Origin of the sequence: Lautropia dentalis, from assembly GCF_003892345.1 — a bacterium.
Taxonomy (GTDB): domain Bacteria; phylum Pseudomonadota; class Gammaproteobacteria; order Burkholderiales; family Burkholderiaceae_E; genus Lautropia; species Lautropia dentalis.
Genome location: NZ_RRUE01000002.1, coordinates 427,623 through 440,158 on the forward strand (window position 1 = coordinate 427,623; position 12,536 = coordinate 440,158).

General features: G+C 66.5%; 6 protein-coding genes. 4 read left to right on the top strand and 2 right to left on the bottom strand.

Going from position 1 to position 12,536, the window contains the following annotated elements; all coding sequences use genetic code 11:
* Positions 1-24: 24 nt before the first annotated feature.
* Positions 25-3,012, bottom strand: coding sequence for a heavy metal translocating P-type ATPase (locus EHV23_RS09820; protein ID WP_238990416.1), 2,988 nt, complete (start codon positions 3,010-3,012; stop codon positions 25-27).
* A gap of 889 nt (positions 3,013-3,901) precedes the next feature.
* On the opposite strand from EHV23_RS09820, the gene EHV23_RS09825 reads away from it, so the two are divergent.
* Both EHV23_RS09825 and putP read left to right on the top strand, forming a co-directional pair.
* Complete coding sequence (locus tag EHV23_RS09825; protein WP_125095915.1) at positions 3,902-5,239, top strand: sodium-dependent transporter; 1,338 nt, start codon at positions 3,902-3,904, stop codon at positions 5,237-5,239.
* Between the two features lie 287 nt (positions 5,240-5,526).
* Positions 5,527-7,041 (top strand): sodium/proline symporter PutP, encoded by a 1,515-nt coding sequence (gene putP, locus EHV23_RS09830; RefSeq protein WP_125095916.1) that lies wholly within the window; start codon positions 5,527-5,529, stop codon positions 7,039-7,041.
* Positions 7,042-7,361: 320 nt separating this feature from the next.
* On the opposite strand, the gene EHV23_RS09835 is transcribed toward putP, so the two are convergent.
* The gene (locus EHV23_RS09835; protein WP_125095917.1) at positions 7,362-8,318 is read right to left on the bottom strand and encodes an alpha/beta hydrolase family protein; all 957 of its coding nucleotides are present in this window, start codon (positions 8,316-8,318) and stop codon (positions 7,362-7,364) included.
* A 250-nt stretch (positions 8,319-8,568) separates the two neighbouring features.
* Between EHV23_RS09835 and EHV23_RS09840 the strand changes: the two genes are divergently transcribed.
* Together EHV23_RS09840 and EHV23_RS09845 are read left to right on the top strand one after the other, a co-directional pair.
* The gene (locus EHV23_RS09840) at positions 8,569-10,803 is read left to right on the top strand and encodes an FUSC family protein (RefSeq protein ID WP_125095918.1); all 2,235 of its coding nucleotides are present in this window, start codon (positions 8,569-8,571) and stop codon (positions 10,801-10,803) included.
* A 111-nt stretch (positions 10,804-10,914) separates the two neighbouring features.
* Positions 10,915-12,519, top strand: a complete 1,605-nt coding sequence (locus EHV23_RS09845) for an aminotransferase-like domain-containing protein (RefSeq protein WP_125095919.1) — start codon at positions 10,915-10,917, stop codon at positions 12,517-12,519.
* Positions 12,520-12,536 lie beyond the last annotated feature (17 nt).

The following is a 12,536-nucleotide window of genomic DNA, read 5'->3' on the forward strand; positions in this document are numbered from 1 at the left end:
CATTCCCTCAAGGCATTCCCGCGTTCATCCAGCCGCCACCGCAAACCGCCGCAACCGCAGCGCATTGCCCAGCACGAACACGCTGGACAGCGCCATGGCCGCCGCACCCAGCATCGGCGACAGCAGGATGCCGAAGGCCGGATACAGCGCGCCGGCCGCAATCGGAATCAGCGCCGTGTTGTACGCGAAGGCCCAGAACAGGTTCTCGCGGATGTTGCCGATGGTTGCCCGCGACAGCCCGATGGCGGTCGGCACCCCCTGCAGGCTGCCGGACATCAGCACCACGTCGGCAGCCTCGATGGCCACGTCCGTGCCGGTGCCGATGGCCACACCCACCTCGGCCTGCGCCAGCGCCGGGGCATCGTTGATGCCATCGCCCACATAGGCCACGGCACCGTAACGCTGCTGCAGGCGCTTGACCGCGTCCACCTTGCCGGCCGGCAGTACCTCGGCCACCACATCGTCGATGCCCAGCTGCCGGGCAATGGCCTGGGCGGTACGGGCGTTGTCGCCGGTGATCATCGCCACCTTCAGGCCCTGTTCGTGCAGCGTGCGGATGGCGGCGGTCGTGGTTGACTTGATCGGGTCCGATACCGCCACGATGGCAGCCAGTTGCCCGCCGATCGCTACATAAAGCGGCGATTTGCCTTCCTCGCCCAGCTTCTGCGCTTCGGCAGCAAAGGGACTCACGTCCACCCCCAGCGTCTGCATGTAGCGGTCAGCCCCCACGGCGACCAGAACCGAAGCCCCCGCCACAGGTGCCTCACTGCCCACGCGTTCCGCCACGCCGGCCGCAGAGGAAGAATCCGCCGCAGGCGCAACGCCGGCAGGTGCGGCCCCGACAGATGCAACTCCGGCAGACGAAGCGGCTTCGGCCGAAACAGCACCCGCAGGCGCCACATGGCCGTCCGGAACACCGCCAACCCGGGCCGTCACCCCCAGCCCCGTCAGTGACTCGAAATCGCTCACGGCCGGCAGCATCAGCCCCTCGGCCTCTGCAGCCGCCACCAGTGCCCGGGCAATGGGGTGCTCGGAACGCGATTCCAGCGCCGCCACCTGTGCCAGCACCTGTGCCCGGTCGAAGCCTGGCTGTACCAGCAGGTCGGTCAGGGCCGGCTTGCCCTCGGTGAGCGTCCCTGTCTTGTCCACGGCCACCACCTTCGCATCCTTGAGCAGCTGCAGCGCCTCGCCCTTGCGAAACAACACGCCCAGCTCGGCACCCCGGCCAATACCCACCATGATCGAGGTCGGCGTGGCCAGCCCCATCGCGCACGGGCAGGCGATGATCATCACCGCCACCGCATTCACCAGCGCCAGTCCCAGCGCCGGCGCCGGGCCGAACACCATCCAGACGATGAAGGTGACCAGTGCCGCCGTCATGACTGCCGGCACGAACCACATCGTCACGCGATCCACCAGGGTCTGGATGGGCAGCTTGGCGCCCTGTGCCGACTCCACCATCCGGATGATCTGCGCCAGCACCGTCTGGCCACCCACCGCCGTAGCCCGCACCGTGAAGGCACCGGTCTGGTTGACCGTGCCGCCCACCACCGTGCTGCCGGCCGTTTTGGCCACCGGCACCGGTTCGCCGGTGATCATCGATTCATCCACATAGCTGGTGCCTTCGATCACCTCGCCATCCACCGGCACCCGTTCGCCGGGGCGCACTTCCACCACATCCTGCAGCCGCACCTGGGCCAGTGGCACATCCACCACCGCCCCGTCACGCCGCAGATGGGCGGTATGCGCCTGCAGCCGCGCCAGCCGCTGGATGGCCTCGGACGTGCGCCCCTTGGCACGCGCCTCCAGAAAACGCCCCACCAGAATCAGCACGACGATCACCGCCGCCGCTTCGTAATAGACATTCACGGTGCCCGCCGGCAGCAGGCCGGGCAGGAAGGTAGCCACCACCGAAAAGCCCCAGGCCGCCAGCGTGCCCATGGCCACCAGCGAGTTCATGTCGGGCGCCCCGTGCAGCAGAGCCGGAATGCCCTTCTTATAGAAGCGCAGGCCGGGCACGAACAGCACCAGCGTAGTCAGCACGAACTGCAGGTACCAGCTGTTCTGTGTGCCGATGGTGTGTGCCACCCAGTGATGGAAGGCCGGCACCACGTGCCCGCCCATTTCCAGCAGGAACACCGGCAGTGCCAGTGCCGCAGCGATCCACAGGTCACGCCACAGCGCCCGCTGTTCGGCCGCCTTGCGGTCCTCGCGGGAGAGCGGCTTGCGCGCTGCGCCGGATACCTGGCCGCTCGCCCGGGCGCTCCCCCCTGCTGCGCCCGCCCCTCCTGCTGCCTTCGCCCCTCCTGCAGCGCCGGCTCCACCGCCAGCACCCGGCGTTGCACCCGCTGTACCCAGTGCACCTGCGGCATGCGTTGCCGGGTTCTGCCCGGCCCCCGCCGAAGCAGCATCCACACCGGCGTCCCCGCCGACATCGAAACCGGCATCGGCTACCCCGCTGCCATCATCCAGCACCTGTGCCGGATAACCCGCCCTGTCGGCCGCAGCCAGCAGCGTCTCCACCGGCGCCACGCCCGTGACCGTCGCCCGCTCGGTAGCCAGGTTCACACTGGCCGAGGCCACACCCGGCACCGCCTTCAGCGCCCGTTCCACCCGACCCACGCAGGAAGCGCAGCTCATGTCGTCCACCTGCAGCACCACCGTGCTCTGCGGCACCTCGTAGCCCAGCTTCTGCACGGCCTGCACCAGCTGTTCGGGCGGCACGGGTTCGGCCAGCGTGACAGTGGCCTTTTCGGTGGCAAGGTTGACCGCCACCTGGGCCACCCCCGGCACCTTCGCCAGCCCCATCTCCACACGACGCACACAGGATGCGCAGCTCATGCCCTCGATCGGCAGCACCAGGGTCTGGCCTGCGGCCTGCCCGGCGCTGGCTGTCTGGGACTGCACTGCACTGGCCCCAGGAGAACCCGCACCAGCACCTCCTGTCACGGGAGAGGCTCCCGCCGCCGGAGCTGCCGTTCCATTCTGTTCACGCCGATCTTCTGCATTCATGATCATTCATTCCATCCGGCCAGCCTGCCTGTTCCACAGGCACACCACGACCGATACAAATCGATACACCACAAAATCACCTGCAGACACACGAACCCAGTCTCCATTCGAACCTGGAGTCTGAAAAGGATTGTGCGCCGCAAAACAAAACCCACTTCACGAACAACCACATGTAATTACTGCATAATTACAAATGCACGAACAAGCTGCGAGGCCAGATTCGGGGAAACGGTCGCCCAGACCCCCCTCTACCAGCCAGAAGGATCAACTGGCGCGGGGAGCCACCACCATCACCCGACACCTGTGCCGGATAGCCCGCCTTGCCTGCGCAGTGCGCCGTGTCAGCACACGGATTCGGAACCAGTGCGAGGACGAATCAATCCATGACACGCGCTGGCCTTCCGTTCATATCAAGCCGCCGGAACGACTTCTCAAGGCGGTTCTTCGCGCCATCCCCTGGGGCATCGACAGTCATCATCCAGAGCAATATATCCCGGACCGCTGCGACACGGCAGGACACGGCACGGCACGCTTGCCAGCATACGCCTTCTGGCAAGCATGACAGCCCCGATCGCCCCTGCAGCCTTCACACCTTCTCCCCAACCCTTCATATCTTCGCCCCGCATACTGCCCGCCCCCCCATTTCGCACTTTCCTGCCCGTGCCCAGTCACACCGACACACACAGTACACAACACCGCCGGCATCGTTCGCTCAGTACAGGCGCAACTTCGTAACACGTTCACCGGCAGGCAGCCACCCCAGAAGAATCAGACGATCACCCCAGAAGAGTCAGACACGTACCTGTAGTACATCCCGCTACAATCCGCTTCTATTCTTTCAAGGCGCATTCCGGCGCCAGCAGACTTCAGCTCCAGGCGGTAGCTCCACATGAAAACACCGGCGTCATGGTCTTCCAAGATCGGGTTCATCCTCTCTGCCGCAGGGTCGGCCATCGGGCTGGGGGCGATCTGGAAGTTCCCCTACACCGCCGGCACCAACGGAGGTGCCGTCTTCTTCCTGCTGTTTCTGCTGTTCACCATCCTGATCGCCATGCCGGTGCAGCTGGCCGAGTTCTACATCGGGCGCAAGAGCGGCAAGAACGCCATCGACTCCTTCAAGACGCTCGCCCCGGGCACCCTGTGGCCCTGGATCGGCCGGCTGGGCGTCTTTGCCTGCTTCATCCTGCTGTCGTTCTACAGCGTGGTGGGCGGCTGGGTGCTCAACTACGTGGTGCATGCCTTCACCGGCGCCATCCACACCGGTGCCGACTTCAAGGAACTCTTCAACGCCACCATCGCCAGCCCCTGGGGCTCGATTGCCTATCAGGGTCTCTTCATGCTGATGACCATCTGGGTGGTCAAGAGCGGCATCTCCGACGGCATCGAGAAGGCCAACCGCTACCTGATGCCGGCGCTGTTCATCCTGTTCCTTCTGCTGGCCATCCGTTCGCTCACCCTGCCCAACGCCATGGCAGGCGTGACCTTCCTGCTCAAGCCCGATCTGTCCGAGGTCACATCGCAGACCATGCTGACCGCACTGGGCCAGGCGTTCTTTGCGCTCAGCATCGGCGTCTCGACCATGATCACCTACGCGGCCTACCTGGACCGCGAGCATGACCTGTTCCGCTCCGGCAATTCCATCATGTGGATGAACCTGCTGGTCTCGCTGCTGGCCGGCCTGGTGATCTTCCCGGCCGTGTTCGCCTTCGGCTTCCAGCCCAGCGAAGGCCCGGGCCTGATCTTCGTGGTGCTGCCGGCGGTGTTCATGCACATGCCCTTCGGCACCCTGCTCTTTGCCGTCTTCATGCTGCTGGTGGTGTTTGCCACCCTCACCTCGGCCTTCTCGATGCTCGAAACCGTGATTGCCGCCATCATCCGCGAAGACGAAAGCAAACGCACCAGCCGTACCTGGGTCATCGGCATCGCCATCTTCATCGTCGGCATCCCGTCCGCGCTGTCGTTCGGCGTCCTGTCGGACATGACCTTCTTCGGCAAGACCCTGTTCGACCTGTGGGACTTCATGATCACCGCCCTGATCATGCCGTTCAGCGCGCTGGCCGTCTCCATCTTCGTCGGCTGGGTCCAGCAGCGGGCCACCGTGCTCGAACACATGCGCGAGGGCAGCGACGTGCCACAGGCCATCATCCTGCTGTGGCTCAATACCCTGCGCTGGCTGGCCCCCCTGGCCATCCTGCTGGTCTTTGCCAACACGCTGGGCTGGATCTGACTCCGGCCGGGGCTGATCCCCGGGCGGCCAGGCAGCTTGCCGCCCCCAGCCGGTTCCCGGCCGGCACCGGCACCAAACGCATGCGTTCATGAGGCGCTCTACGGGCAAACCCCAAGGCGCCGTCCATTATTGCGTCATATCCCCCTTATCTTCCCGCAAAAGCACCCAAAAATCGGGGTTTTGCACCTATCCCATAAACCCCATACCCATCAAGGGAAAAGAAAACGCTCTTAGAATCCGCGTTCCGCTGAATATCCATACACCACGCAACGAGAGGAGACGGTCTGATGACCCCCGCAGATACGGCAACCACCATCATGTTTGCCATCTACCTGGTCGGCATGCTGCTGATCGGCTGGCTCGGCTACCGGGCCACCAGCAACCTGTCCGACTACATCCTGGGCGGCCGCAGCCTGGGCAGTTTCGTGACCGCACTGTCCGCCGGCGCCTCCGACATGAGTGGCTGGCTGCTGATGGGCCTGCCCGGCGCCGTATACGCCAGTGGCCTGTCCGAGTCGTGGATCGCCATCGGTCTGACCATCGGTGCCTGGGCAAACTGGTACTTCGTCGCCGGTCGCCTGCGCGTCTATACCGAAAAGGTCGGCAACGCCCTCACCATGCCCGACTACTTCACCAACCGCTTCGAAGACACCAGCAACATCCTGCGCATCATCACGGCGGTGGTCATCCTGATCTTCTTCACCCTCTACTGCGCCTCCGGCGTCGTGGCCGGCGCCAAGCTGTTCCAGAGCATGTTCGGCATGCCTTACGGCGTGGCCCTCTGGGTGGGTGCCTTCTGCACCATCGCCTACGTGTTCATCGGCGGCTTCCTGGCCGTCAGCTGGACCGACACCATCCAGGCATCGTTGATGATCCTCGCGCTCATCATTGCGCCGCTGATGGTCATCTACTCCGAAGGTGGCGTCTCCAGCAGCCTGGAGGTGATCGAGAACCTGCAGCCCGGCGCCACCAGCCTGATGGGCAACCTCGACCTGCTGGCCATCCTGTCGCTGGCCGCCTGGGGGCTGGGTTACTTCGGCCAGCCGCACATCCTCGTGCGCTTCATGGCTGCCGAATCCATCAAGACCATTCCCAACGCCCGCCGCATCTCCATGACCTGGATGATCCTGTGCCTGCTCGGCTCGGTCGCCGTGGGCTTCTTTGGCATTGCCTACTTCGGCACCCACCCCGAACAGGCCGCCCAGGTCACCGCCAGCAACGAGACGGTCTTCATCGAAACCTCCCGCCTGCTGTTCAACCCCTGGATTGCCGGCCTGCTGCTGGCCGCCATTCTGGCCGCAGTGATGAGTACCCTGTCCTGCCAGCTGCTGGTCTGCTCCAGCGCCCTCACCCAGGATCTGTACAAAACCTTCGTGCGTCGCGGCGCCTCCGACCTGGAACTGGTCTGGCTCGGCCGCGCCATGGTGCTGCTGGTCTCGGTGGTGGCCATCTGGCTGGCTCGTGATCCCGACAGCGAAGTGCTCGGCCTCGTCAGCTACGCCTGGGCCGGCTTCGGTGCCGCCTTCGGTCCGGTCGTGCTGCTGTCGCTGCTGTGGCCGCGCATGAACCGCCAGGGTGCGCTGGCCGGCATGATCATCGGTGCCGCCGCCGTCATCATCTGGAAGAAGACCGACTGGGCCGGCATGGGCTTCGACACCCTCGCAGGCGTCTATGAAATCATCCCCGGCTTCATCTTCGCCACCATCGCCATCGTCATCACCAGCGTGCTCACCCCGCCGCCTTCGGCCGCGGTGCGCCAGACGTTCTACGAAGTGGCCGAGGAAGTTCGGGACGCCGGTTGATCTGGCTGTCGGCTGTCGGCTGTCGGCTGTCCGGTGTCCGGTGTCCGGTGTCCGGTGTCCGGTGTCCGGTGTCCGGTGTCCGGTGTCCGGCAGACGCAGAAAGGCTGGAGGGGCTGACAGGTTGACAGCCTCGCTCCATAGGCCCTGAGCCTCCCGAGAAAAAGCCCCGTCCGGTTAGCTTCCGGCGGGGCCTTTTTCTCGGGCAGAACGACATGCCCCGTACGGCCACTGCTCACCCCCGTTCAGCGGCGACACTATCCTTTATCCATGGGCAGATCCCACATGCCCACTGCAGGAGGCGTCACCCGTACCGGCCGACCTCAACTGCAGCTGTCCGGATCCGCCCCCTGCACCCGCATCGCTGCCTGCCACAGATGACGCGGCACCCGCGTGCGAAAACGGTCCAGCAGCCAGCCCGTCATCTCGTCGCTCAGCCCGCTGCCCTCATGCGGCACGATATCGGCCACCACGTCGGCATCCTGCTTCACCAGCTGCTCGGCCGCCCGCACCGTGTGGCCGAAATGCACCGTCGTATCGGCCTTGCCGTGCAGGAAATGCAGCACCAGCGCCGGCGACACCACCTCGGGCACCGCCGCATAGCGACCACCCACCACGCTCACCCGGCCACACACCGGATGACCATCCTCCATCGTGGCCAGGGCAGCCGCCAGCGCCATCGTCGCCCCCTCGCCCTGCCCGATCAGGGCGGTTGCCTCCGGCAGCACCTTCATCTTCGCCTGCCAGGCCCGGATACTGCCCAGACACCCCGGCAACGCCAGATCCACGGCACGTGTGAGTGATTCCTCACTCATCCTGTCCAGCAGTGCCGTTGCCGAAAAGGATGCATCCTGACCCGACGGCACAGCAGACATCGCCCCCACGGCCGCAGAAGAACCGGGCATCACGGCACCGCCCTGCGCAGCCCCGACACCAGCGCCAACCCCGACACCAGCCACAGCCGCGGCCCCTGTCCCAGCCGCAGTCACCGTATCCGCAGGCGCTGCATGCTCGCCTGGCGCCAGCGACGCACCGGACTCCGCTGCATCGGCGGCCGCCCCCTGCCGCTCCAGCCCAGCCAGTGGTGACAGCCACGCTCCGCCCTCACCCACCGCATACGGCCCCTGCAGCACCACGATGGCGGCCGATTCGAATGCCGCCGCCAGCTTCTCGCCCAGCGGCCGCATGCCCTGCCACGGCTGCCCCGCATCACTGAACAGCAGAAACAGCTGGGCCGCCCCTTGTGCCGGTGCCGGTTTCAATACATGCGCAATGGCCATGACCGATATTCCTCATTCGCAGGATCAAAAGAAGCATCATATGCCACCGGCATGGCCGAACCTCAAGCCCCCGGTCATCCCGTCCGCGTACATACCACTACATCCCTTCATGCGAGCCCCCACCCCGGCGGCAGACATGACACCACACGCCCTACCCGTTCCTCACCCGCACAAAGCATAGCCCCCACCACACCCCATCACGCCGCCCCTCACCAAGCCCAGTAAAATCGGGCGACAACGGGTACCCACCATGCGCCGCCTCAAACTCTCTCCCGGCAGCCGTGCCTCCCTGCGCGTCCTGCTCAGCCACTACGTCACCAACGGCATCACCGCCGGTCTGGGCTTTCTGTTCGTCTCGATCGTCGTCGACCTCTGGCTGGGACCCTATGCCTCGGCACTGGCCACGACCGGCGTCATCGCCACAACCCCGCCGGATGTCGTCGGCCCCCGGCGCGGCAAGTTCCGCGCCATGCTGCCCTCCGTCATCTTCGGCCTGCCCGTCTTCTGGGCCGTCCAGAGCCTCAACGGACGCCACCTCGAACAGCTCATCGTCATCACCCTGTTCTCCTTCATGTCCTTCCTGGCCATGGCTTGGGGCAAACGGGGGGTCCCGGTGGCCATGGGCATGATGTTCACCGCCATCTTCTCGGTGGCCACCAACCAGTCCGGCACCACCGAGCCCCCCCTCATCAACACCCTCTACTTCGGCATCGGTGCCTGCATCTTCGTCCTATGGGCCACCCTCTGGAACCTCATCCTCAATGCCCGCTACCGGGCACTGGCCATGGCCGACGTGCTGCTGTCGCTGGCCAATCTCATCCGCGTCGAAGCCAGCCAGTTCCAGCACATCGGCGAGAAGAACAGCCAGGAAGAGCAGGACGCCATGCTCGGCAAGCTCCTCAAGGCCCAGGCCGCCCTGGCCGAGCAGATGCAGGCCACCCGCGACCTCGTGCTCGAATCGCCCCGCACCCCGTTCCGGCAGCGCATTGCCGGCATGCTCGTCATCACCTTCGACATCCGCGACCAGCTGCTGGCCAGTGAACTGGAACTGGACACCCTGCGCAGCCACCCCCGCCACCGCCACGCCCTGGCCCAGATGCGCGCCGTGCTGGACGAACTGGCCGCCGAAGTCGACGACATGGCCGACAGCCTCTTCCTCGGCCTCAAACCGCGGCCGGCCATCGACCGCCGCACCCGCATTGCCACCATCCGCTCGGCCCACGACTCCGAACAGGACAGCCTGATGCTCGGCCCCACCCCCGCCATGCTCGTGCGCGGCATGGCCCACCGCATCGGCCACATCAACGACGAAGTCCTGCGCCTGTCGCGCACCGCCCGCGGCGAACTGCCCCCCAACCTGGCCGTCGTGCGCCGCCACTGGCAGATGTTCGTCAGTCCCACCAGCTGGTCGCTCGGCCCCATCCTCTCCGTCTGGAGCTGGAAAACCCCCCAGCTTCGCCACGCCATCCGCGCAGCACTCGCCATGGGCAGCGGCTACGCCGCCTCCATCTACCTGCCCTGGGGCGGTACCCATTCGTACTGGATCCTGCTCACCATCGCCGTCGTCCTGCGCGGCAGCCTTTCGCAAACCCTGGAGCGCCGCAACCAGCGGGTAGGCGGCACCCTCATCGGCTGCATCATCACCATGGCCATCCTGGCCGGCGACCCCAGCGCCGGTGTTCTCGTGGCCATCATGACCATCGCCCAGTGCGGCGCCCACGGCTTTTCCTCACGTCGTTATCTGGTCACCTCCGTGTTCGGGGCCATCCTGGGCCTGCTGCAGGCCCACATGCTCGCCTACGGCCACGACCAGGCCAGCTTCACCCTATTCGAGCGCGTGGCCGACACCCTCATCGGCGCCGCCATCGCCTGGGTCTACTGCTACATCCTGCCCTCCTGGGAACGCGGCCAGATCCCTGCCGTGGTGCGGCGCACCATCGATGCCCAGATCCGCCACGCCAAACTGGCACTGGACCCGGAACAGCTCAAGACCGTCGAAATCGCCCCCGAACTGGAATGGCGTCTGGCCCGCCGCGAAGCCTTCGACAGCCTGTCGGCCCTCGTGCAGGCCACCCAGCGCTCGCTGTCCGAACCCCGTGCCGTGCGCCCCCCGGTGGAAGCGCTGCAGCACATGCAGATCCACTGCTACCAGCTGCTGGCCCAGCTGAGTGCCGTGAAGACGCTGCTGGTGCTGCGCCGTGACCGCCTGAACCTCGAAGAAGCCACCGCCGCCCTGGAAAACGCCATCGACCGCATCGAACGCAAGCTGGGCTCGCTGCCCGTGGCGCCCACCACCGACGGCGCCCCGGCGGGCACCCTGAGCGGCGGGATCACCCTGCCCGACCCCTTCGAAACCGAAGTGACGCCCTGGCTGCTGCGCCGGCTGGATGCGTCCACCAACATTGCCATTCAGGTGCGGGATGATGCTGCGCGGGTGCTGATGCTGATGGATGAGGCGGTGGAAAAGGCGGACACCCGGGGCTGACGCCCTGGCTGTAGTACTCTTGCCGGAAATCCGCTGAACATAGCCGCATGGCCGGTTCAGAGCCCCCAAAGAGACCCCACTGCCCGGCGCCCCACGCACGCAGACGGCACCATGCACACCCCACCCCTATCCGCATCCCCCGGCCGCCACCGCTGGCAGGACGTGCACGACTGGATCATCCGCCAGATCGATGGCGATATCTGGTCCGAAGGCACCCGCCTGCCCTCGGTGCGCGCCCTGGCCCGGCTGTTCGACACCAGCCTGGGCACTGTCCAGCGCGCGCTGGCCGCACTCGAATCCGAAGCGCGTGTGCACACCGTACCCCGCGCCGGCATCCTCGTGTCGGCCCGTGCCCACCCGGATGATGAGGCAGTAGATTTCAGCGCCCTCACCGTGCGCGTCGACCAGGCCGTCGTGCAGATGCTCTCGCAAGCCGTGCAGCCCGGCCACCTCGCCTTCAGCTCGGCCGTGCTGGCCGACGAACTCACCCCACACGTGCAGCTCAAGCGCTGCCTGGCCACGGTGGCCCGGCAGTACGGCCACGAACTTCATGGCTTCGTGCCACCGCCCGGTCTACCCCGCCTGCGCCGTCACATCGCCGCGCTCATGCTGGCGCGCGGCGTGCCCTGCAGCCCCGATGACATCCTCATCACCTCCGGCGACAGCGTGGCCATGGAACTGGCCCTGACCGCTGCCGTCCCGCCCGGTGCCCGCATCGCCATCGAATGCCCCACCTACTACGGCATCCTGCAGGTCATTGAGCGCCTCAGCATGAAGGCCGTGCCCATCCGGACTGATCCGTGCACCGGTATCTCGCTCACCCAGCTGCACGCCGCCATCCGCCAGGGTCACGTCGACGCCATCTTCCTCAACCCCACGCTGCACAACCCGCTGGGCTTCGTGATGCCAGCCGCCGCCCGCCAGCAGCTGGCCACCCTGGCCGAAGCCGCCGGCATCCCCGTCATCGAGGACGACGTGTTCCACGACCTGGCACCGGCCGATGACGACCTCACCGGCGCTCCGAGCACCCGCCCTACCCCTACCGCCCGGCACGCCAACAGCGCCCCCGGCAGGGCCACCGAGCCGCATCGCGCAGACACCGCCTCCACACAGCCCCGCGCCCACACAACCACGAACGACCGCCCATCCCCCACACGCAGGCCCCCCACACGCACCACGCCCGCCATCAAGCACTGGCTGCCCGACAACACCATCCACTGCGCCTCGTTCTCCAAGACGCTCACCCCCGGCTACCGCGTCGGCTGGTGCGTGCCCGGCCGCCACCGCACCGCCATCCTCGCGCAGATGTTTTCCCGCAACCTCTCCGTCTCCGGCCTCGCCCAGGCCGTGCTGACCGAGTTTCTGGCACGCGGCTACCTGCCGCCCCACATCAGCACCCTGCGCCAACGCCTGGCCGACAACACCCGCTTCCTGCAGCACCTGGTAGAAAACCACTTCCCCGCCGGCACCCGCTACCAGCCCCCGCCCGGCGGCTTCATCCACTGGCTACAACTGCCCGCCGGCACCCACCTACCCACCCTGCAGGAAAGCGCCCGCCAGCTGGGCTGCCCCATCGGCCCCTCCGGCATCTTCTACCCTGATGCCCGCCCCACCACCGCCATCCGCCTCTGCCTGGGCCGCGCCCTCACCCCCGACGTGGCCCGCGCCCTGCGCAACCTCAGCGACTGCGCCCACCACGCCCTGACACCCCGCTGAACCCGCCCAGCAGGTTG